Origin of the sequence: Flavobacterium saccharophilum (genome assembly GCF_900142735.1) — a bacterium.
GTDB lineage: Bacteria > Bacteroidota > Bacteroidia > Flavobacteriales > Flavobacteriaceae > Flavobacterium > Flavobacterium saccharophilum.
Window position 1 is genome coordinate 610,878 of record NZ_FRBY01000003.1, and the last position, 23,801, is coordinate 634,678.

A 23,801-nucleotide genomic window follows, 5' to 3' on the forward strand; every position below is an offset into this window, starting at 1 on the left:
ATGTTTAGGGAATTAACTTTAATGCAATTACATCATGAGCAGCGATATCTGCCTGAAAATTCTTTTTTGTATTGCCAATCTCTTTATTCCTCCAAAGATCTTTTAATTTAAAAACCGACTTACTGAAATCTGCTTCGTAGTCAAAATCAACATCTTTAATAGTATTCTTTTTCCAATCGAAGTTGATTTTTTTAGCAACGTCACTTCTGTTTAAAAATGTCACAGCCCAATTTCCATCTGATAAAGGTTTCACCCAAACTTCTAAACCATCTTCTGCACTATACTTGAATCCCTGAACTCCTAATTTATCCTGATTCACCGCAATTAGTTCTTTGTTAGTTAAAATGGCCAATGTTTCTTTAGACATTTTTCTGAAATCATTACCTGCAATTAAAGGTGATGCCATCATACACCACATTGCAAAGTGAGCTTTATCTTCAATATTTGTCATTCCATTACCCACTTCCATCATATCAAAATCATTCCAATGATCCGGACCAGAGTATTTACGAATGTCTTTTCGCATATCTACAATTTTCATAAACCCCCATGAAGACCAATTTCCTACCTCATGTTTGTACTCACAATCGAAACAAGGATAAATATCTCCTGAGATTCTCCAAAGATTCCCAACTGGTTTTCCCCATTCCCATGGTTGATTATCACCCCATTCACAAAGACTAAAAACAATTGGTTTACCAGCCGTTTTAAGTGCATTACTCATTGTTGTGTAAGCTTCTTTGGCTGTAATACCTTGTGTATTACACCAGTCATATTTTAAGAAATCGATTCCGAGTTTAGCGTAAAAACGAGCATCCTGATATTCGTAACCGCGTGTTCCCGGATAACCGGCACAAGTTTGCGTTCCTGCGCAATTATACAATCCAAATTTTAAACCCTTACTATGCACATAATCAATAACAGCTTTCATTCCTCCGGGAAACTTAGCCGGATCCGGAACCAAATCTCCATTAGTATCACGCTCTTTGGTCATCCACCCATCATCCAGTACTATATAATTGTATCCTGCAGCAGCCATCCCGGATGAAACCATAATATCTGCCGTCTCCTTTACTAATTTTTCGTCGATATTGGTTTCAAAAGTATTCCAGGAATTCCAGCCCATTGGGGGTGTCATAGCCAAACCTTCAAATTTACCCGCTCCTTGCGCATGTGTATTTCCCTGACTAAAAACAAAACTCGAAAAACTCAAGGCAATTATTATTATGATTCTTTTCATCTTTAAAAATTCAAATTAATTATATCTAAAAAAAAGATTCCCTAATTGAGAAGATTAGGGAATACTAGAACAAAACTCAAAAAAAACTAATGCTTCTTATTTTAAAAACAAACCAATATCATCTATAGAAAAGGTATTCTCTATACCGTCTCCGTCTGCATTCTTAGTCATATTTTGGAATGTAATATTCTGAACACGGTCTGAAGAAGATAATGCAGACCACGGAATGTCAAAAGTCTTCCATTCTGTTGTAACATTCAATACAGGAGCAGTTGCATCATTCCAATCTCCATTAAAAACAAATTTCACAGCACCAGGAACCGCTGCTTTTATTGTAACGCGAATACCTCCATAAGAACTTAATTGATCAAACCACGACCAATCGCCCTGCAAACTTCCCCAGGCAGCCATTTTTGATTTTATATAAACCAATCCTTGTGCTGCCGTACCATCAACCGGATACGTATGATTATTCCAAGAAGGAAAAGTTAATCCGTAATAAGAGACATCATCATATATAGCAGACCCAATTGCAGCTTTAGAAACTGTTGATCCTGAAATATTAGTGACTGTAACGTACTTGTCTTTTGCATTAGCCGGCATTTTAAATTTGATTTCAGTTAAAGTAGAAGAAATCACAGGAACATCTTCCGTTCCAACTTTTATGACCGGGTTTAGGAAATAATCTCCGTAAACAGTCACCACTTCCCCTTCTGAAGCATTTATCGGATTATAACTTCCAAATTTTGGTGTTGGCGGTGCTACCACAAAATCGTAGAGAATAGTTCCGCGACCGGTAACAATCTTTAATTTATTACTAGCATTTGCATATGGCGTTTTCTCATCAATTAAAACAAATATTTCAGTGTCTGTAACCAGTACAGGATTGAAATAAGTGTCAAAATCATTAAAATAAATTTTCTTAACCGTTGAAAGACCAGTACCGCTAATGATATAATAGTTTTTAGGGTCACCAACTTTCGTTGGAACTAAATCACCTTCAACTGCTTTTGCTACACTTGTAATAGATGGCGCACCACCACTTCCTCCAGAAGCTGAGTCATCATTATCACAGGAAGAAAACAATCCTATTACCATCGCAACCATTGCGAATAAAGGCAAAAGGAATTTTATTTTTATATTTTTCATAATGTTCAAATTTTAATAATTATTTAAAAGTGTATGGAACTGGTGCCTGCAATAATTTTGGGTTTTTCGCCACCTCATTATCCGGATAATCCATATAAAAATCATTTGTAGCATGATCTTCACTATATATAGGAGTGTAATAGCGCGCACCATATCTGTCACCTCTATTTTGTTTTGACATAATATCGATAGCTTTAGCCTTATCAATACGTCCTAAATCAAACCAATAATCACCTTCAAAACATAATTCTTTTCTTCTTTCCAAAAAGATGTCATTAAAAGTTATTGAAGTCAAGTTACTTAAACCAGCTCTTCTTCTAACTGCATTTATTGAACTTAAAGCAGAAGCATCAGTAGTACTTGCTCCAGCACCCAGGACAGCTTCAGCATGAATCAACAACAACTCGGCATAGCGCATAACATAAGTGTTATTATCCATCATTGCCCATCCATCGGCTTGACCGGTAACATTTCCGTTTACAACACCAATACAATATTTTTTAATCGCACCGCCTGAAGCCTGAGCCAAATCTTTACCCGTTGGAACCGTCAAACCAATTCCTTGTGTTGTCTTAATATTTGGATAAGTATCCCCACCAACCATTACAGTTTCATGTTTTCTTTTATCAGCAGCATCATACAATGTAAGCATTACATCCTGACTCGGACCAAACACTCCCGCATAAGAGGCATTTGAAGTTGATAATGTACCGTCCTGAAAACCGAATTGTGTATTACAATTATTCGCCGATCCGTAAGCGCCATCACCTTTCCATTGAATTGCAAAAATAGATTCTTCATTATTATTGTTTGCATAAGTAAACAAATCAGCAAAGCTTTTTGAAGACAATTGATCACCTCCTAAAAGTTTAAACTCACCGCTATTAATTACACTTTCAGCCATTGCTCTGGCATTAGCATAATCCTTTTGATACAAATATACTTTTGCCAACATTGCTTTTGCCGAACCTTTAGAAACATGTCCGTTATTAGCATAATTAGCGCCTCTGTTTTTATCAACCAATAAATCAATTGCTTTTAAGTAATCCATTGTTATTAATTTGTAAATATCCGCAACAGTATTGGTGTTTACATAAGGATTACTTGTGTATTCTAAGGGATTTTCAATAATTGGCACTGGTCCCCACAATCTTACCAAATCAAAATAAGCAGTCGCTCTCATAAAATAAGCTTCTCCCATAGTATTATTTAAAACACTTGCAGAAACATCCGGACCAACTCTCGTTTCCAAAAAGTTAATAATCATATTCGATTGTTGTACGTTTGCCCATAATGATGACCATCCGTTTACTAGCTCAGGATCACTTCCGTTTAATGAAAATGTTCTTAATCCACTAACATCCGGAGAACCGGAATACATATTTCCAGAACCTACTTCTAATGCCCACCAAAACTTATTATACATTTGAAACCAGGTCCTGCTGTACATACCATTTGTAGCTGATGTTACCTGATCGTTTGTGCTGTAATAAGAATCTAAACTTATTCCGTCTTCAGAAGGTCGGTCTGTAAAATCGTCCTGACATGATCCAAAAGCCAATAGTGCCGTTGCCATAAGTAGCAAGCTATATCTATTTAAAAAAGATTTCTTTTTCATTTTTCTTTAATTTTTAAAATTCTACGTTAAGTCCAACTAAAAATGTTCTGGCAACCGGATATCTTCCGTTATCAATTCCTGACAAAAGAACATTTTGATTAAATGAACCAATTTCCGGATCGTAACCAGAATAGTCTGTAAACGTATATAAGTTTTGAGCTGATGCGTATAATCTTAATCTTGACATTTTATATTTTGAAATAACATCCTGAGGCAAAGAATAGCCCAGTGTAATGTTTTGGATTCTTAAATAAGAACCATCTTCAACATAACGATCAGAAATAAGTAAATTATTGTTTGCCGAATCTGCAATTGGACGAGGATTATTACTACCCATATTAGTTGCCGAATAATAATCTAAAGCTTCGACTAATTGATTGTCATATAAAGATGCATTAGTTGTACCTCCTCTTCTGGTTAAGTTCATTACATCATTTCCGTACGATCCCTGAAGAAAAACAGAAAGATCTACATTTTTATATTTGAAGTTATTGGTAAAACCGTAAGTGAATTTTGGATGCGGATTTCCGATAAACGTTTTATCATTTGCATCAATTTTTCCATCATTATTAACGTCCACATATCTTACATCTCCTAAAGCTGTTTCTCCGGCTCCGGTTCCTACTGGCTGACCAAATTGAATTGGTGCGCTATTTAAAGCTGCCTGATCTTTGAATAAACTAGCTGTTTTATATCCGTAGAATAATCCAATTGGATTTCCAACTGTTGTATTAGTAACCACAACTGGCTGATATCCATTCGTATTTACTTCCTGAGTTAATACAATTCCGTTAGCAATTTCATCTAAATTATTCTTATACTGCGAAATAACCATAGAAGCATTCCAGTTGAAATTACCCGTCGATCTCATATCATAACCTAATGTAAGATCAAAACCTTTATTACTCATTGTACCTAAATTAGAATATGGCGCAGAAACTCCTCCATATTGACCTCCTCCTCCAGTTAAATAAAGAGGCAATGGCACCTGAAATAAGAAACCTTCAGATTTTTTGTCATAAACATCAAAACTTGCTGAAAATTTATTTTCGAACATTGTAAAATCTATACCAAAGTTGGTTTGATTCAATGATTCCCAAACTAAATCAGGATTTGGATAATTGGATGGAAGAAACCCGCTTCCTAAACCTGAATTCTGAGTTCCCAACATAGCAGAATAACTATTGTTTGGAATTTGTTGATTTCCTGTTTCTCCGTAACCAACTCTAAATTTAATATTGTCTACATATTTACGTGTTCCTTCCATGAAAGATTCGCTAGACAATCTCCATGATCCTGAAATTGCATTAAAAACACCTTTCTGGTTGTCTGTTGTTGGATCAAATTTAGACGAAACGTCTTGTCTGATCGAAGCTGTAATACTGTATTTGTCATTAAAATCATAGATAACACGAGCAAAAAGTGATGAAAGCGAAGCACTACCTTTATATTGTGTAATTGTGTTATTATCAACATCGGCCAAATTAATCGTATGGATTGAATTGGTTTTAAAACCTTGAGCTGATGCAATTAAACCTTCCCAATGAGAATCATTTGCTTCCTGCCCGGCAAGAATTGTAAATTTATGTTTACCAATCGCTTTCTCGTACGTCAATAAGTTTTTGATATTAGTTGAATACCAGTTTTGTCTTCTTACATCAAGATCTGCCAATAAATTAGTTTGGCTTCCCCAGGCGTATGAAGGTCTAAAATCATCATTTTCAGAAAATTCAGTATTAGCAGCAATTTCAAGACGATATTTAAAACCTTTAAAAATTTCCGCTTCAGCATAAATATTTCCTAAGAAATTTTTTCTGACTAATTTATTTTCTCTGGTTAGCGCTTCCGCAACCGGGTTATAATAAGTTACACTTTGTTCTGATGAAGGTGGTCCCGCAAAAGATCCATCAGCATTTCGAACTGGAATATCAGGTGATTGTAATAATGTATTCGAAATTAACCCGGAGTAACTTTGATTTACTGTGATTCTTTCATTCGTAATACCTCCAGTAAGATTTCCTCCAATTCTCAACCAGCTTTTAATTTTAGAATCTAAATTTAATCTTACCGTATATCTTTTTAAACCGGAATTTATAATAGTTCCTTCGTTATCCAAATAACTTCCCGATAAATAATAGCTCGTTCCTTCTTTAGCTCCGGAAAATGATAATTGGTGGCTGTTTGAAAGCGCAGTTCTATAAACCTCATCCTGCCAGTTAGTTCCTGGACCTAATAATTCGGGATGAGAAAATTCCTGACGCGTTTGAAAACCCCATAATTTAGCCAGATTTGTTTTTAAAGTTGCATATTCAGGCAAAGTTAAAACGTCTAATTTATTAGTTACAGATGCAAAAGAAGTATAATTTTCATAGGATATTTTACCACTTCCTTTTTTACCTGATTTAGTTGTTATAATGATTACTCCATTTGCCCCACGAGATCCATAAATCGCAGTTGCAGAAGCATCTTTCAAAATATCCATCGACTCAATATCATTTGGATTAATCATAGAAAGCGGACTCATAGCAGTATTTCCACTTCCTCCCGAAGAAGAAAAACCATCTCTTCCGGCCAATGTCTGACCACTTGTTGCTTTTCCTGTGGCGTCGCCAGAAATTGGCACACCATCAATAACATATAATGGCTCATTTGTTCCGGTAATCGAGGTCGTTCCACGAACCCTTACAGAAGCCGCTCCCCCAGGTTGTCCTGAGTTATTGGTTACAGAAACACCGGCAGCTTTTCCCTGAAGCATTTGATCAACAGATACTTGTTTTAAATTCTCTATGTCTGTCGATTTAACCGAAGATATTGCACCGTTGACATCTCTCTTTTTCTGAGTTCCATATCCAATTACAACAACTTCTTTTAAATCTTCAGAACTTGATTTTAAAGAAACATTGATTTTTGTTCTGCCCGCGATCGCTATTTTTTGCGAATCGAATCCTATAAATGATACTACTAAAGTTCCATTGGCAGGAGCATCAATACTATATTTACCGTCAAAGTCTGATGACGCTGTAGTTTTAGTTCCAACAACAGTAATGTTGGCACCAGGAATGGTCAGTCCCTTGTCGTCAGACACTACTCCTGATATTTTTACCTGAGCAGTAATAAAATTACTAGTCAGTAACAAGAATAAGATCAAAGGAACCGCTCTGTGGTTAGCGTTCCAATGAATAAAGTTAGTCATTAGTTTTTTCATAATAAATGTTGGTTAGTTTAAATTTGTTATTCATAATTAGTTAATAAAAAGGGTATGATTTATTTTCTAAATTATTTAACAAATCTATAACAGAACCAAACATCAAATCAATAGTATTATATCATTTAATGATAATATTTTTACTATATCAGTTTAAAAAAACATATATGAAAATAAAAACATTAAAAAATTGCATTTTTCGTAATCACACCATCATGAATCAGTATAAATTATAAATTAAAACTAACGAATCATCGAAAAAGCAAACGATTTCGTTAAAAATAATATTTGTTTGTGCAAAAAAAGTATCATTACAAAATACGTTTTAATCCAGAAAAATCTTCTCTATATTGACTAGGTGTACAATTTTTAATAGCTTTAAAACTACGATTAAAGTTGGCGATATTATTAAAACCTGATTTAAAAGCAACTTCTGAAACGCTCATATCTTTTTCAACCAACCAACGCGCCGCGTATCCAATCCGAATATCATTTATATAATTGACAAAAGTTTTTCCGGTTCGCTTTTTAATAAATCTGTTAAAGGAAATTATCGACATACTGGCAACACCGGCAACATCTTCTAAAGTAATTTTTTCAGCAAAATGTTTTTGGACATATTCATAAACCAATTTCATTTTATCATAATCATCAAACGTATCATAATCTACAGTATAAGTAGAAAGCAAACGTTGATTTCTTGAATTAGCCAGATCATATAACAAGGAAGTAATTTCCAAAAAATAATCCATTCCGTCTAGTTTAGAAAGCCTTACAAGCCTCGGCGTTAATTCTTCGGCCACTTTTTTAGAAAATAAAATACCATGAATCGAACGATTAAACATATCGCGAATCGGATTCATAATTCGCCTGGACAATAAAGATTCATGAAATAAATCATTATGAAACTGAATTGTAATTTCATGAATCTTTTTACTTGTACATTTACTTAATTCCCAACCATGATATAAATTTGGCCCAATTAAAACCAATTCGACACTGTCAATTTCTTCTATATTATCTCCAACAACACGCTTTACTCCTTTTCCATTTAAAATAAAATTGATCTCAAATTCCGGATGATAATGCACCGGAAAATCAAAACTGTCTTTAACTCTGTCGAAAACCAAAAAACTATCTCCTTCCGAAAGCGGAGCAATTTCCCTGTAAAAATTTTTAGCACTACTCATCTTTAAAATCAATTTTAATAAATAATTCTTGCATTTTGATTTGCAATAATATGATATATAATTGATAAAATAATACTAATTATACGATAAACATCGGATTATCTTTGAAAAATAGAATTATCATTTTTACAAAAAGTATATCAATAATAAACATTAATCATTTTTAATATAATAAGTTTTTAACGTTTCAATAAGTTTAACTAAAAAACAATATCAATTTAAAGATTGAAAAACTGAAGGTTTTATTATACATTTATCAATTGTAACATATACACTTATTGAACTGAAAAACAAATCATTCCGAATGAAAAAAAACATACAAATGCTAATACTTACAGTACTTATTGGAACTTCATGTTCTTCTAAACCTATTATTAGTAATACTAATTTGTCACTTTCAGATAAAAAAGCGACACCTGAAACTGTTTCTCTTTATAAAAAACTAAATCAATTAGTTCAAAAAGGCTATCTTTTTGGTCATCAGGATGACCTGGCTTATGGTGTTAAATGGAAATACGAAGACGGCCGAAGTGACATAAAAGATGTAGTTGGAGATTATCCTGCAGTATACGGTTGGGATTTAGCAGGACTAGAAAAAGACAGTCCAAACAATATTGATGGAATTCCATTTACAAAAATGAAACAATATATTGAAGAGAGCCATGCAAGAGGTGGAATTACCACCATAAGCTGGCACTTTGACAATCCGGCAACAGGAAAAAGTGCCTGGGACAACACACCAGGTGCTGCAAAAACAGTTTTACCCGGCGGAAAAAATCATCAAAAATTCACCATTTGGCTGGACAAAGCAGCTAATTACCTATTATCCTTAAAAGATAAAAAAGGAAAAAACATTCCAGTTCTTTTCAGGCCTTATCATGAACTTACTGGTGGCTGGTTTTGGTGGGGAAAAGGAAATTGCACTCCCGAAGAGTTTAAATCTTTATGGAAATTCACTATTGAATATCTTCAAAAAAAAGGCGTTCATAATTTAATTTATGTCTATAACACAAGTAGCTTCAGCTCCAAAGAAGATTTTTTAATGCATTACCCAGGCGACGATTATGCTGACATGTTAAGTTTTGATTCCTATCAGAATAATGACGATAAAGACGGTACAAAATTCATTAACGAAGTGCAGAATCAGCTTAAAATCGTAAACGAAATCGGGATAGAAAAACACAAATTAATTGCTATCGCCGAAGCTGGTTACGAAGCCGTTCCAGACCCAAAATGGTGGACAGGCACTTTAGACAAAGCCATTGGAGATTATAAAATCTCCTATGTTTTATTGTGGCGAAATCATGGCTGGCAGGAAAAAGAACAAAAAATGCATTATTACGCTCCCTTTTCAGGTCAGTTAAGCGAGAAAGACTTTGTTGATTTTTACAACCTCGACAAAACTTTATTTGAAAAAGACATTCAGAAAGCATTAAAATAATAACCAAATCTAAATTACAACCTCTAAAAAGAACCCAATGCACGACAAAATTAGTTTAAAAGAAAAAGTAGGTTACGGTCTTGGAGATGCTGCATCATCCATGTTCTGGAAAATTTTCAGCATGTACCTTCTCTTTTTCTATACCGATGTTTTCGGATTGGCACCAGCCGTCGTAGGAACCATGTTTTTAATCACCAGAATCTGGGATTCCTGCTTTGATCCAATTGTCGGGATCATTGCCGACAGAACTAAAAGCAAATGGGGGAAATTCAGACCGTACTTATTGTGGGTCGCCATACCTTTTGCCGTAATTGGAGTTTTAACTTTTTACACGCCTGATTTTGACGAAAAAGGAAAAATAATTTATGCTTATGTAACGTATTCTTTAATGATGATGATTTACTCGCTAATCAACGTGCCGTATGCCTCGCTTTTAGGCGTAATGTCATCTGACAGAAAAGAAAGAAACACGTTATCTTCTTATCGAATGGTTTTTGCTTTTGGAGGAAGTTTATTAGCACTTTGGTTAATTGAACCACTTGTAAATTATTTCGGCGGAAGCCTAAACTCTAAAACAGGATGGTTGGCAACAATTGCCGTTTTTGGAGTAATGACAACCGCTTTTTTCTGGGGTTGTTTTTTCTTCACAAAAGAAAGAGTGAAACCTATTGCTGATGAACAAAGCAACTTAAAAGCAGACTTAAGGGATTTATTAAAAAACAGACCGTGGTGGATTTTATTGGGCGCCGGAATTGGTGCCTTAATTTTCAATTCTATCCGTGATGGCGCTGCCGTTTATTACTTTAAATATTATGTAAGCAGTAGTGTCAATTTTGATTTTTCACTTTTTGGAACTGATTTTCACATGACTCCAACGTCGATATATCTGATTCTGGGTCAGGCCGCTAATATCATCGGAGTTATTCTTGCTACGCCAATTGCGAATAGAATCGGAAAAAAGAAAACCTTTATTGGCGCTATGGCTTTATGCTCCATTTTAAGTTTAGTTTTCTATTTCTTCGGAAAAGAAGATATTTTACTCATAATGAGTTTTCAGTTTTTAATTAGTATTTGCGCCGGTTGCTTTTTCCCGCTTGTTTGGTCTATGTACGCCGACAGCGCCGATTATTCGGAATGGAAACAAGGCCGAAGAGCTACAGGATTAGTTTTCTCTGCTTCCTCCATGTCACAAAAATTTGGCTGGACTATTGGGGGTGCAGGAGCCGGATGGCTGTTAGGTTATTACGGTTTTCAGGCGAATGTCGAACAAACTGCTGTTGCCCAAAACGGAATTCAATTAATGTTAAGTATACTTCCTGCAATTGCAGCTTTTATATCAGTCGCTTTTATTTTGTTTTATCCTTTATCTGAAGAAAAACTCCAAATCATAGAACAAGATTTAAACGAAAAAAGAAACCAGATCCTTTAAAATCATACAGATACCAGAAAAAGATTACTATGACAACAATAGCCACTTCCACTACATTTCAGGATAGAAAAGTAGCATTAGAGAGAGAACATAAAACCCTTATAGAGCAAAAAAATGCTCCTGAAGAAAATGCCGGAAACGGCATATACCAACGCTACAAAAATCCGGTAGTTACAGCGGCTCACGTGCCACTGAACTGGCGTTTTGATTTGAACGAAAAAACAAATCCGTTTTTACAGGAACGAATCGGAATGAATGCTGCTTTTAACGCCGGTGCCATGAAATGGAATGGCAAATATTTATTGGCTGTTCGTGTGGAAGGAATTGACAGAAAATCTTTTTTCGCTATTGCGGAAAGCCCAAACGGAGTCGATAATTTCAAGTTTTGGGAGAAACCATGCGTGATTCCACAAACGGCAGAACCGGACACCAATGTGTACGATATGCGTTTGATCAATCATGAAGACGGCTGGGTTTACGGTATTTTTTGTACCGAAAGAAAAGATCCTAAAGCACCTAAAGGCGATACTAGTTCGGCTGTAGCCAATGCGGGAATCGTCCGTTCTAAAGATTTAGTGAATTGGGAAAGACTTCCTGATTTGATTTCAAACACAGGTCAACAGCGAAATGTTGTTTTACATCCTGAATTCGTAAACGGAAAATATGCTTTATACACACGTCCGCAAGATGGCTTTATTGATGTTGGCGCTGGTGGCGGAATTGGTTTAGGTTATGTTGATGATATGACAAATCCGGTTGTAAAAGACGAGAAGATCATCTTTGGAAAACAATATCATACCATTTATGAATTGAAAAATGGTCTTGGCCCTGCTCCTATCAAAACAGATAAAGGCTGGCTGCATTTGGCACACGGTGTTCGTAATACCGCTGCAGGATTACGTTACACACTTTATATGTTTATGACTGATTTGAATGACATTACAAAAGTAACGCACGTACCAGCGGGTCATTTTATGGGACCTGAAGGTATTGAAAGAGTTGGTGATGTTTCGAATGTTTTGTTCTCAAACGGATGGATTGAAGATGCCGACGGAACTGTTTACGTATACTACGCTTCATCAGATACAAGAATGCATGTTGCGGTTTCATCTGTTGCAAAACTAGTTGATTATGTTACTAATACACCAGCTGACACCTTTATTTCAGCAGGTTCTGTAAAAACAATCATCAATCAAATTGAAAAAAATAACGCCATATAAATTCTACCGTGTCAAAACTAAAAGAGCTTAAATCTGAATTATCAGCTGAACTTGATTCCATTTTAGAATATTGGTCAAAACATACTCTTGACAATCAAAATGGAGGTTTTATTGGTCAGATTGATTTTAACGATCATTTGATTGCTACTGCAGAAAAAGGTTCTGTTTTGAATGCCCGAATTTTATGGTCTTTTTCTGCAAGCTATCAGGTTACTAAAAATGAAGAACATAAAAAAATAGCCACCAGAGCATTTGAATTTCTTTCAAACTATTTTTATGATGCTGAATTTGGAGGCTTATTCTGGAGTATTAATGCTGATAAAACTCCAAAAGATACTAAAAATCAGATTTATGCTTTAGCTTTTGCGATTTATGGACTATCAGAATATTACGTTATTTCTAAAGAGGAGAAGGCTCTGGAGATTGCCATAAATCTATATTTACAAATAGAAAGACACAGTTACGACTCCATCAATGGGGGCTACTTAGAAGCTTTTACACGAGAATGGAAACCTATTGCCGATTTGCGTCTTAGTGAGAAAGATGCCAACGAAAAAAAAACGATGAATACCCATTTGCATATCGTTGAAGCGTATGCAAATTTGTTTAAGGTTTGGAAAGACAAAAAGCTACAAAATGTTATTGTTGCGTTATTACAAACGATCGAGAAACATTTTATCAATGCTGAAACCGGTCATTTAAGATTGTTTTTTAATGAAGAATGGGTCGAAAAACCAGACGTGATCTCCTATGGACACGATATCGAAGCAGCCTGGCTTTTATTGCATTGTGCTGAAATTTCAGAAGATGAAACTTTAATTGCCAATTATAAAAAACACGCCATTCAAATGGCAGAAGTTACGCAGGAAGGTTTGGATACTGACGGAGGTTTATGGTATGAATTAGATCCGGAAAATAACGAATTGATTGCCGAAAAACATTGGTGGGTTCAGGCCGAAGCTTTAATAGGTTTTTATAACGCTTACCAATTAACCGGTGACGAAAAGTATTTAGACCTCGTTTTGAAAAACTGGGATTTTACAAAAAAATACATTTTAGATAAGCAAAACGGAGAATGGTTTTGGGGCGTTTATCGCGATTATTCCTTAATTGAAAAAGACAAAGCAGGTTTCTGGAAATGTCCTTATCATAACAGCCGCGCTTGTCTGGAACTTATTCAGAGAATAAAAGACTAAAACATGTATATCAAACTAGCTTTTAAAACAAATCAAAATGAAAAAACATCTTCTAAATATTCTTTTTTTAAGCTTATCTATTTTAACAATTTCAGGTTGTTCTTCTAATGACGAATCAGATCCGGAAGTTGTCGTTGATCCACCAGTTATAGTTGATACTGATCCGTTGACCACCGCAAATGCAGCATCTTATTTAGTTGATGCAAATGCAACAAAAGAAACCGTAGCTTTATTTTATAATTTAAAAAAACTAGCCAAAACTAAATTTGCTATTGGCCAGCAAGCAGCTTTTAATAGTTTTTACCAAGATGCAGGCGGAGATTCTGATATTAAAAAAAATACGGGTTATGATCCTGCTGTTTTAGGTTCAGACTTTATGTTTATTGCCGATAAAGCAAACAATAATCAAGTAGGTAACTGGTTTTATGGAGAGGAAATAAAAATTGTAGCTGATGTGAAACTTGCTTACGCCAAAGGCATGATTAATACGTTTAGCTGGCATTTAAGAGAACCTGCTAAAGAAGAAACTTTTTACACCTCCGAAATGACATCAGAACAAAAAGCAACTGCTTTTAAAAGTATTTTGCCTAACGGATCAAATCACGAATGGTACAAGAAAAAACTGGACAAAATTGCCAGTGTAGTTTCTAATTTAAAAGGTGCAAATGGCGAATTGATTCCGATTATTTTCAGGCCCTTTCATGAATTTGACGGAAGTTGGTTTTGGTGGGGAGCTAGTTTTTGCTCTCCTGATGAATACAAAACGGCTTATCAGTTTACGGTTGATTATTTGAAAAACACTAAAGGCGTTCATAATATTTTATACGCTTTTTCACCTGACAGATCTTTTACTACCCAAACTGATTATTTAAGTCGCTATCCGGGCGATAAATATGTAGATGTTTTAGGAATGGATAATTACGGAGATTTTGACAATCAAGGCTCAGCCGGAGCAAACATCGCTAATTCTAAATTAAAAATAATATCTGATTTGGCTAAAACCAAAGTAAAAATTACAGCTTTGGCCGAAACCGGTTATCAGGTTACCAGTACAAAACCTCCGGTTGCAGATTGGTTTTCTACCTATTTATACAGTGCTTTGACATCAAACAATATTGAAGTGAGTTATGTACTATTTTGGAATAATACCAAAGATGGTTATTGGGTTCCGAATGGCACAGTTTCGAACGCAAGTGATTTTAAAACATTTAGTTCAAAAACAAAATCGGCTTTGGTGAATTCTTTGCCGAAAATGTATGAATTGCCGAAGTAGGGTTTAATTTCACGCAGATTTGGCAGATTTTGACGGATTTGCACTAGTTTTATTCTCCATTTTTGTCATTCCGAGGAACGGGGAATCCCCACAAGAAGCTCGACAAAGATTGGCGATTCACTGGATGGAGTTACTTGTGGGGATTCCTCGTTCCTCGGAATGACAAACTGAACGAAATTGGAATTGATTAAAGAAATTGAACAAAAAAAAATTCTTAAAAACCGTAAACCCCTAGCCCCGATGGGAGGGAAAATCCTTTTGTGCCGGGGTTCGGCACAAAAGATTGGAAGGAACAGCGGGAAATAGCTCCTAAAAAACATAATAATGAAAAATACATTTTTAAAAACCCTCGGATTAGCTTTAATTTTTTCCTCAATGGCTTGTCAGGCGCAGGAAAGAATTACGGTGAAAGGAACGCAATTTTACAAAGGCGACAAACCATACGCATACATTGGGACAAATTATTGGTACGGAAGTTTGTTGGCTTCTAAAAAAATAGGCGATCGTAAAAGATTACTTCGCGAATTGGAGCTGATGCAGAAAAACGGCATAGATAATCTTCGAATTTTGGTTGGAGGCGATGGAGGAAAATATGATTTTACCGTTCGTCCAGCGTTGCAATATGAACAGGGAAAGTATGATGAAGATTTGCTTGACGGACTGGATTTCCTGATGAACGAAATGCGAAAACGTAAAATGTACGCTGTTTTGTATTTGACGAATAACTGGGAATGGTCGGGCGGAATGTCGCAATATTTGGAATGGAACGGCAAAGGTCCGGTTCCGGTACCTGGAATTGCGCCTAATACCTGGCCACAATTTATGGCGTATACGGAACAGTTTCACAGTTGCGAACCTTGTATGCAGGCTTTAGAAAATCATGTAAAATTTATTATGGGAAGAACGAATGCGTATTCTCATAAAAAATATACGGATGACAACACGATTATGGCGTGGCAGGTTGGAAATGAACCCCGCACTTTTACGCCAGAAAATGAAGCAAAATTCACCGTTTGGCTAAATAATATTGTCAATTTGATGGACAGTTTGGATAAAAATCATTTGATTTCGACAGGTTCTGAAGGATTGAACAGCTCGAATGATGACATTGGGATTTTTGAAAGAACGCATCAAAATCCGAATATTGATTATTTGACAATGCACATTTGGCCAAAAAACTGGAATTGGTTTAAAGCGGATAATGCTGAAAAAACGTTGCCAACGACTTTAGAAAATGCCGGGAAATATATTGACAAACATGTCGCTGTGGCCAATCATTTAAAACGCCCTATAATTATAGAAGAGTTTGGTTTGGGAAGAGAAAACGAAAGTTTATTACCAACAGCATCGGTTGCCAACAGAGATGTTTTTTACAATTATATTTTTGGTCGAGTTGCCGAAAGCGTTAAAAACAATGGACCGTTGCAAGGCGCCAATTTCTGGGGATTTGGCGGCGAAGGAAAAGCCATAAATGAAAGTGGAAAATGGAGTCCGGGCGATCCTTTAACAACGGATCCGCCACAAGAACCACAAGGATTGAATTCGGTTTTTTCTTCGGATAAATCTACTTTGGAGATTGTCAGGAATTATAATTTAAAATTAAAAAAATAAGTCCTTTTTTACCGTAGAGGCGCATAGCAGTGCTTCTAATGCATGGCGGAGACGCACTGCTGTGCGTCTCTACGATTATGCATATCTAAAAATTGTTACGATAATATCTTTTCAATCGCATTCAATTCATCTGATGTAAACTCTGTATTTTGCAAACAATCAATATTATTACACAATTGTTTTACAGAACTTGCTCCAATTAAAACCGATGTAATTCGTTTGTCTTTTTGAAGCCATGCTAAAGCCATTTGTGCCAAAGATTGATTTCTATTCTGAGCAATTTCATTCAGCTGAACTAACTTTTGAATTCTTTCTGCGGTAACTTCATTTTCCTTTAAATGCCCATTTGGATTGTGGGCTCTTGAGTTTTCCGGAATTCCGTTTAAATATTTATCTGTCAAAAGTCCTTGTGCCAAAGGCGAAAAGGCAATACAGCCTACTCCTTTCTCTTCCAGAACATCCAACAAACCATTCTCTACCCAACGTTCCAACATTGAATATTTCGCCTGGTGAATCAAACATGGCGTTCCCAGTTGTTTTAAAACATCAACTGCAACACGAGTCTGCTCCGCCGAGTAATTACTGATTCCGACGTACAATGCTTTTCCGCTTCTTACGGCATAATCTAAAGCCTGCATAGTTTCTTCAATTGGAGTTTCCGGATCTGGGCGGTGCGAATAGAAAATATCAACATAATCGACTTTCATTCTTTTTAAACTCTGATCTAAACTTGACAATAAGTATTTTCTTGAACCCCAGTCTCCGTAAGGTCCGTCCCACATCGTGTAGCCGGCTTTGGTTGAAATAATGATTTCATCACGCAAATTTCCCTGAAAATTGTGCCAAAGAATTTTACCAAAATTAGTTTCTGCAGAACCCGGAACTGGTCCGTAATTATTCGCCAAATCAAAATGAGTGATTCCTTTATCAAAAGCTTCCACAGCGATACTTTCGGCATTATCAAAATTATCTACGGATCCGAAGTTATGCCATAATCCTAAAGAAATTTCAGGTAACAGTAACCCGCTTTTTCCACATCTGTTATATTTCATTATATTGTTTTAAGGTTGTCGTTTAATAGGTTTTAAAGGTAAAAAAAACTTACGAAGTTTTGCCACAAAGACACTAAGACGCTAAGCTTTTTATTTAAAATAGAAATCGCCACGAATTCACGAATTTTTGAACAAATAATTCGTGAATTCGTGGCGAAAAAAAACTTTGTGTCTTAGCGTCTTTGTGGCAAAAAACTTCTAGCCTTTTATTTCAAAACCACTCTCCAAACCTTTATCAGAACTTCCTCCGACCATAATTTTAAAAGTTCCTTCCTCTACTAAATAATTCCCTTCGTTATCATAAAAACCAAGTTCTTTATCCGTTAAAGTAAAAGTCACAGTTTTAGTTTCTCCTTTTTTCAGGTTTACTAATTCGAAACCTTTTAATTCTTTTATTGGTCGAACAATACTAGCGAACTGGTCATGAATATACAATTGCACCACTTCTTTTCCGTCATAATTTCCTGAGTTGGTTACCTCAACTGTAACCTCAACTTTTTCTCCTTTTGCAAAAGAAGTTTTACTCAATTTCAGATTTTTATAATCGAATTTAGTGTAACTCAAACCAAAACCAAACGGAAACTGAGGCGTTTTCTCCACATCCATATAATGCGACCAAAACACGTTTTTATCGCTGTCAATTGGTCTTCCGGTGCTGTATTTGTTGTAATAAATTGGAACCTGTCCTACGTTTCTCGGAAACGACATTGGTAATTTCCCGCTCGGATTATAATCTCCGTATAAAACCTGCGCCACTGCATTACCTGTCTGAGTTCCCAAATGCCAGGCTTCTACAATTGCAGGAACATGTTCTGCAGCCCAAGGAATAGAAAGCGGACGACCGTTATTTAAAACCAAAACGACATTCGGATTTACTTTATAAATTTCCTCTAATAATTCTTGTTGTAAACCGGGCAAGTTAAGATCTGTTCTGCTGCGTCCTTCGCCACTCTGAAAACCATATTCTCCTAAAACCATTACCACAACATCGGCATTTTTTGCAACCGTTTTTGCAGCTTCAAATCCACTTTTGTCTGTTGTGTTGAAAACCGTTTCTGTTAAAAAAGTTGCTTTTTGTGACAACAAATCAACTCCTTTTTCAAAAGTTAATTGATTGTCTTTGTACTGCTGCATTCCTTCTAGAACCGAAACCGCAGTATTATCATCCGCCGCAATTCTCCAGCTTCCAAGCGGACTATTTTTATCATTTGCCAAAGCACCAATCAAGGCAATTTTCTGTCCTGATTTTTTCAGCGGAAGCAAATTCTTTTCGTTCTTTAATAATACAATCGACTTCTTCGCCATGTCCAAAACACCATCATTATTGGCCTTATTTCCAATCGTTGCTTTTTCACGTTTTTCATCGCAATATCTGTACGGATCATCAAATAATCCCAATTCAAATTTCACTCTCAAAATTCGGCGAACGGCATCGTCAACCAAAGCTTCTTTTACTTTTCCTTCTTTTACCAAACCAGTCAATTTTGCCACATATAAGTACGATTCCATATCCATATCAGAACCCGCATTTACCGCTTTTGCAGTTGCATCGGCTTCGTCTTTTGCATAACCGTGCGCAATCATTTCACGAATCGAAGCATAATCTGAAATCACAAAACCATCAAATTTCCATTTTCCTTTCAAAATATCTCTTTGTAAAAATGTATTTCCGGTTGCCGGAACGCCATTTAAAGTATTAAAAGAATTCATAAATGTTCGAACTCCAGCTTGTACAGTCGCTTCAAAAGGAGGCAAAACCGAGTTGTATAATTTAGAATTGCTGATATCTACAATATTATATTCTAATCCCGCTTCAACATAACCATACGCAGCAAAGTGTTTGGCACAAGCTGCAATGGTGTTTACTTTTGCCAAATCAGCAATAGTTTCTCCCTGAAAACCTTTTACTCTCGCAATGGCAATTTTACTCCCCAAATAAGGATCTTCACCCGCACCTTCCATCACACGTCCCCAGCGCGCATCGTTTGCCACATCGACATTCGGACCAAATGTCCAGTTAATTCCAGATGCTGAAGCTTCATCAGCCGCAATCGCCGCCGATTTTTTAATAGCCTCTAAATCCCAACTCGCTGCCTCTGCCAACGGAATCGGGCTTAACGTTTTATAGCCATGTATTACATCAAAACCAATAATCAGCGGAATTCCCAAACGGGTCTCTTCCACTGCAATTTTCTGCACCGCACGAACTTCTTTCACGCCACGAACCGTCAGCATCGATCCCACCCATCCTTTTCGCAAGTGTTCGTATTTTAATTCGGCAGTTCCGCCTTTTGGAGCGGGCCCAGTAACATCCCAAAAACCGTTATATTGATTCATTTGCCCCACTTTTTCCTCCAAAGTCATCAACGGTAAAAGCAAATCGATACGTTCTTCAATGGTTTTAGTTTTATCCAGATACGGCTTCTTTTGTGCATTCATATTTCCAGTAAACAGGGCGAAAACGCCAATAATTAGTAATTTTTTATTTTTCATGGTTAGATAGTGGTTTATATTTTGGGCGTGTCCCTCCGGGTCGGGCTTTCGGCTATATCTTTTGTTCCGTTCCACTTCACAAAAGGATACCGCCTCAATCCCTCACGCGATTTACGGTAAATGAGAATGTTGTTTTTTACTTATATAAAAAACTCTAAGCTTCCTCGCATTTTTTGTCATTCCGAGGAACGAGGAATCCCCGCGAGTAACTCCACACAGTGAATTGCCAATCTTTATAGAGCCACTTGTGGAGATTCCTCGTTCCTCGGAATGACATACTTTGTGTCTAAACTTTGCGGAACTTTTCCCGAAGCCTCGGGATCTCTTAGTGTGAAAAAAAATGCGCAAAAAATCTAAAATCTAAAATCTAAAATCTTGACTCTTGCCTCTATCTTCTATGTTCTATGTTCTATTCTCTAAAAAAATCAATCCGTAATAAAACAAGAAGCTGGCAAATTCACTTTATTAAACAAATCAGGCTGAATCGTATTTCCCCAGGCGAATCTCACTTTCGCTGGATTTGGAACTTTCTTGCTCATCAAAATCACTTTGTTATTTTTTATCGAAGCTTCTGCCGTATAAAAAACTCCATCGGCTCCAGCCAATTCAAATTGATTCGATGTTTTGTTTTTAAAATACAATCCGTCAGCATAATCGAAAGAAACGGCTACTTTGTTTTTTTCAATTTTAATGTTTTTAAAAAGTGGTCCGTTTACCAAATTGGAATTGACTTTATAAGTATAAGCCAAAGCCAAATTGGCCAAACGAATTCCGACATCTTTTTTATTCTTTGGATGAATATCAATCGTATCTGAAATATCGCTTGTTAGAACCATTCCGGTTTTCGGAACTTCATTTAATATTTTTCTTTGAGAATTTCTAACCGTAACATTCGAGAAGTTGTTGCTACCGGTTTTATAAGGTGCGATTTGGACGAAGTAGAAAGGGAATTCGTCCTGCCAGGCTTTTCTCCAGGAAGAGATTAAAGCCGATAATGTTTTGTCGTAAACCAAAGAACCTACATTCGATTCGCCCTGATACCAAAGCGTTCCCGCAATTTTAAATCCGATAAAAGGATAAATCATAGCATTGTAAGCACGTCCGGGTTGTCTTGGTCCGTATTCTTGTTCGTTTAGTTTTTTGGCATTTTCTAATAAAATGGGATCGTTCTGAACGACTTCTTCCGGCATCCAAATTTCCGCCGGAGTTCCGCCCCAATTGGATGAAATTAATCCAATTGGTACATTTTTTAAATCTTCACACAGGCGTTTGGCAAAGAAATAACCAATGGCACTGAAGTTTTTCATGGTTTCCGGAGTCGATTCCGTCCAGTTTCCAAGTAAATTATTTTGGGGTGTAGTTGCGGTTAATTTCGGAACGGTAAAAAAACGAATATTTGGATTCGTCGCATTTTTCATTTCTTCCTCGCCGTTGTCAATTCCCCAGCTTGCCGACATTTCCATATTAGATTGTCCGGCGCAAACCCAAACTTCTCCAATTAAAATATTTTTTAGAATAACTTCGTTGTATCCTTTTATAGAAATGGTATAAGGTCCGCCCGCTTCCGGCGTTTTGATATGGAGTTCCCATTGTGCCTGATTGTTGGCAACGACTTTATATTCCTGATTGTTCCAGCCTGAAACCAATTTAATTTCTTCCTTTGGATTAGCCCAACCCCAAATTTTTACTTCAGAATTGCGTTGCAAAACCATATTGTCGCCAAAAATATTCGGAAGGGAAACGTTTGCCATCATAGTACTGGAAATCATCAGAAAGAAAACAAACTTAAATATATTATTTTTCATTTAACAGCTTTTTTAAAAACGGGGCATACTGATCAGCCATTACTTTTTGATCTGCAACATCAGGATGCCCTAAACAGCCTTTTGGTGTCATGGGTTTGAATTTGAAAATCTTGATTTCCTTATGAGTATTATCTGCTGCAAAAGCTGCTTTAACCTTATTCAGGCAATCTTCAAAAACGATTCCTCTTTCGCCTCCAACCATCGGACTATTTGTAATTACAATTTGTGCTTTTGGGTTATGTTCGTAAAGCATTTTTATAAAATTAATGTAATTAGAAATGTACTTTTCGGCATTAAAAGGTAAACGTTCCTTTTTTCCGTCTCCACCAGAAAAATCATTTGTTCCTAGAGCAATGCTGATAATATTTGGCTGAAAAGCAAAATCATATTTGGGTTTTGAATGGTCTTTCGTCAAATACAAATTTTGATAAACCTCCGGCATAATGGCTTCCTCTTTATTCTCATCATTCCAATTGCGGTACATCCCGATTCCGGAAACGGAACTTACAAGATAATCAACGTCAATTTCTCTGGAAATCACCGGTCCATACGCATAATAACCATTATGATGGTCCATGTATTCTCCTTTATCACAATCAACCGAATCGCTCGCTGCCGCACAGGTTATAGAATCGCCTATATATTCGATTTTCTTTTTCTTTTTAGATGAAATTGAAGTCAGTTTTGCAGTTGTTCCGGCAAATAAAACATTACCGCTTTGCGCTTCTGTATTTTTGTATATTTCAAGATGATGCTCTTTTTTATTTGAAGTAACTTTTATCGGGAACGATTGTGCAGCGCCTTTTTCAATTTTAATTTTTCCTAAATATTTTCCGTCTAAAACTATAGCAACATAATTATGATGCTCGTACGAATCGACACTTTGTAGTTTAATTGAACATTCGTTTCCAGTGAAATTAAACGAAACTGAGGAAGCCGTTCCAATCAAAACAACATTGTCATTTTGAAGTTTTTCAATTCGGCCAGCATATAAAAAAGTTGTTTTATTCTGCGAAATCGAAAGGGTCGAAATCAACAAAAACAAAATTAAAAACGAAAATTTTCTGATAAACATAATTTATTGGTTAAATAGAAATAGTATTCACAAATATATTTGAAATGAACAAGTCAGAAAGATACTAAAACGTCAAAATGCAATAAAAAAACACCACATAAATACATCAAATCGTTCTTTTTTATTCTTTATTCTTACAAATTCATCTTAAGCACTTCTTTGCTAGTTAAAAAGAAGCTATCTTTATAAAAACCTACATTCAAAAAAAATGAAATCATTCTTTTACATCTCTATATTCTCAACAGTCGTATTATGTTCTTGTTTTACTTCAAAAGAAGAACCTAAAACAGAAACATTTCAACTACAAAAAACCGATAGGGATATCGCCAGGGATTCTATTGCAACTTATGCTAAAAAATACATGGGAACGCCTTATGTATATGCAGGAAATGATCCTAAAACAGGATTTGACTGCTCCGGATTTATTAGTTATGTCTATCATCATTTTAATGTTGACTTACCCAGAAGTTCAGGCATGTACAAAAATTTAGGCAAGGCTTTAAAACCGGAAGATTTTAAGGTGGGAGATATTTTAGTTTTTTACGGATACAAAGACAATACGATTATTGGCCATCTCGGTATTATCTGCGAAGCGAACGGAATGCAATCTAAATTTATTCATGCTTCATCCGGAAAAGTAAACAGCGTTACGATTACTTCTCTTGATACAGAACATTATACCAATCGTTTTTATAAATGTATTGATGTTTTGAGCAAATAAGTTTTTTTAGCCACGAATTACACGAATTTCAACTAATTTTTTTTTCACGCAGATTTAAAAAGATTTAAGCAGATGTGCGCAGA

The 23,801-nt window shown here is 35.9% G+C and carries 16 protein-coding genes; 7 read left to right on the forward strand and 9 right to left on the reverse strand.

Annotated features, from left to right (window positions below; all coding sequences use genetic code 11):
* Positions 1-4: 4 nt before the first annotated feature.
* The 5 genes from BUA98_RS12650 to BUA98_RS12670 form a co-directional block, all read right to left on the reverse strand.
* Positions 5-1,240 (reverse strand): glycoside hydrolase family 27 protein, encoded by a 1,236-nt coding sequence (locus BUA98_RS12650; RefSeq protein ID WP_072972987.1) that lies wholly within the window; start codon positions 1,238-1,240, stop codon positions 5-7.
* A 96-nt stretch (positions 1,241-1,336) separates the two neighbouring features.
* The gene (locus tag BUA98_RS12655; RefSeq protein ID WP_072972989.1) at positions 1,337-2,389 is read right to left on the reverse strand and encodes an IPT/TIG domain-containing protein; all 1,053 of its coding nucleotides are present in this window, start codon (positions 2,387-2,389) and stop codon (positions 1,337-1,339) included.
* A 19-nt stretch (positions 2,390-2,408) separates the two neighbouring features.
* A complete protein-coding gene (locus tag BUA98_RS12660; protein WP_072972991.1) occupies positions 2,409-4,007 on the reverse strand; it encodes a RagB/SusD family nutrient uptake outer membrane protein in 1,599 nt (532 codons plus the stop codon).
* Positions 4,008-4,020: 13 nt separating this feature from the next.
* On the reverse strand, positions 4,021-7,212 hold the full coding sequence (locus BUA98_RS12665; RefSeq protein ID WP_072972993.1) for a SusC/RagA family TonB-linked outer membrane protein: 3,192 nt from the start codon (positions 7,210-7,212) through the stop codon (positions 4,021-4,023).
* A gap of 311 nt (positions 7,213-7,523) precedes the next feature.
* Positions 7,524-8,402, reverse strand: a complete 879-nt coding sequence (locus BUA98_RS12670; RefSeq protein WP_072972995.1) for a helix-turn-helix domain-containing protein — start codon at positions 8,400-8,402, stop codon at positions 7,524-7,526.
* A 304-nt stretch (positions 8,403-8,706) separates the two neighbouring features.
* Here BUA98_RS12670 and BUA98_RS12675 point away from each other — a divergent pair, with 304 nt between their 5' ends.
* The 6 genes from BUA98_RS12675 to BUA98_RS12700 all read left to right on the forward strand — a co-directional run bounded on the left by BUA98_RS12675 (position 8,707) and on the right by BUA98_RS12700 (position 16,572).
* The gene (locus BUA98_RS12675; protein ID WP_244279202.1) at positions 8,707-9,843 is read left to right on the forward strand and encodes a glycoside hydrolase family 26 protein; all 1,137 of its coding nucleotides are present in this window, start codon (positions 8,707-8,709) and stop codon (positions 9,841-9,843) included.
* Between the two features lie 37 nt (positions 9,844-9,880).
* Complete coding sequence (locus tag BUA98_RS12680; RefSeq protein WP_072972997.1) at positions 9,881-11,272, forward strand: MFS transporter; 1,392 nt, start codon at positions 9,881-9,883, stop codon at positions 11,270-11,272.
* 29 nt (positions 11,273-11,301) lie between these two features.
* Entirely contained in the window at positions 11,302-12,492 is a 1,191-nt protein-coding gene (locus tag BUA98_RS12685) for a glycoside hydrolase family 130 protein (RefSeq protein ID WP_072972998.1), read from the forward strand.
* An 8-nt stretch (positions 12,493-12,500) separates the two neighbouring features.
* Positions 12,501-13,688, forward strand: coding sequence for an AGE family epimerase/isomerase (locus BUA98_RS12690; RefSeq protein ID WP_072973000.1), 1,188 nt, complete (start codon positions 12,501-12,503; stop codon positions 13,686-13,688).
* Between the two features lie 37 nt (positions 13,689-13,725).
* Positions 13,726-14,961: a glycoside hydrolase family 26 protein gene (locus BUA98_RS12695; RefSeq protein WP_086065273.1), complete on the forward strand. Its 1,236-nt coding sequence runs from the start codon at positions 13,726-13,728 to the stop codon at positions 14,959-14,961.
* 324 nt (positions 14,962-15,285) lie between these two features.
* A complete protein-coding gene (locus BUA98_RS12700; protein WP_072973002.1) occupies positions 15,286-16,572 on the forward strand; it encodes a glycoside hydrolase 5 family protein in 1,287 nt (428 codons plus the stop codon).
* A 95-nt stretch (positions 16,573-16,667) separates the two neighbouring features.
* On the opposite strand, the gene BUA98_RS12705 is transcribed toward BUA98_RS12700, so the two are convergent.
* The 4 genes from BUA98_RS12705 to BUA98_RS12720 all read right to left on the reverse strand — a co-directional run bounded on the left by BUA98_RS12705 (position 16,668) and on the right by BUA98_RS12720 (position 22,997).
* Positions 16,668-17,624: an aldo/keto reductase gene (locus BUA98_RS12705; RefSeq protein WP_072973004.1), complete on the reverse strand. Its 957-nt coding sequence runs from the start codon at positions 17,622-17,624 to the stop codon at positions 16,668-16,670.
* Positions 17,625-17,822: 198 nt separating this feature from the next.
* Positions 17,823-20,117 carry a beta-glucosidase BglX gene (gene bglX, locus BUA98_RS12710; RefSeq protein ID WP_072973014.1) on the reverse strand — a complete coding sequence of 765 codons (2,295 nt, stop codon included), beginning with the start codon at positions 20,115-20,117 and terminating at the stop codon, positions 17,823-17,825.
* Positions 20,118-20,542: 425 nt separating this feature from the next.
* Positions 20,543-21,922 carry a sialate O-acetylesterase gene (locus tag BUA98_RS12715; RefSeq protein WP_072973015.1) on the reverse strand — a complete coding sequence of 460 codons (1,380 nt, stop codon included), beginning with the start codon at positions 21,920-21,922 and terminating at the stop codon, positions 20,543-20,545.
* Complete coding sequence (locus BUA98_RS12720; protein WP_072973016.1) at positions 21,912-22,997, reverse strand: SGNH/GDSL hydrolase family protein; 1,086 nt, start codon at positions 22,995-22,997, stop codon at positions 21,912-21,914. The genes BUA98_RS12715 and BUA98_RS12720 overlap by 11 nt, the downstream gene beginning before the upstream one ends.
* A gap of 208 nt (positions 22,998-23,205) precedes the next feature.
* Here BUA98_RS12720 and BUA98_RS12725 point away from each other — a divergent pair, with 208 nt between their 5' ends.
* Positions 23,206-23,718, forward strand: coding sequence for a C40 family peptidase (locus BUA98_RS12725; protein WP_072973017.1), 513 nt, complete (start codon positions 23,206-23,208; stop codon positions 23,716-23,718).
* Positions 23,719-23,801: the final 83 nt, after the last annotated feature.